We start from the raw sequence: 374 nt of genomic DNA, 5'->3' as shown, positions 1-374 counted from the left end.
GCACGCATACTTGGTATCTGCCGGCAAACCGTCGCCAACGAGCTAAACCGAGGCCAAATCGATCAGGTCCAGAAGGTCAATGGCAAGCGTGTGTATCGCACTGAATACAGCGCTGAGGCAGCCCAGCTTCGCTATGAAGAGAACCGGCGGCGATGCCACAGACCCCTCAAGCTCGTCCAAGCCGCTGACTTCATCGCCCACTTCACAGAACACTTCAAACAAGACGGCTGGTCCCCAGACGCCGTGGTTGGTCGCGCCAAGAAGAAGAAGCTCTATCGACCTGAGGAGATGGTTTGTACGACGACGCTGTACAACTATATTGATGCTCAGCTCCTGGAGATCAAGAATATTGATCTGCTGGAGAAGACCAGCCA

The 374-nt window shown here is 54.5% G+C and carries 1 protein-coding gene; it reads left to right on the top strand.

Features of this window, described 5'->3' with window-relative positions; all coding sequences use genetic code 11:
• A partial coding sequence (locus FD01_RS16270) for a transposase (RefSeq protein ID WP_420864833.1) occupies nucleotides 1-374 on the top strand: 374 nt, incomplete at both ends.

Source organism: Lacticaseibacillus manihotivorans DSM 13343 = JCM 12514, assembly GCF_001435035.1.
Taxonomy (GTDB): domain Bacteria; phylum Bacillota; class Bacilli; order Lactobacillales; family Lactobacillaceae; genus Lacticaseibacillus; species Lacticaseibacillus manihotivorans.
Note: the sequence above shows the minus strand (reverse complement) of the source record. Positions and strands in the feature narration are given on the sequence as shown.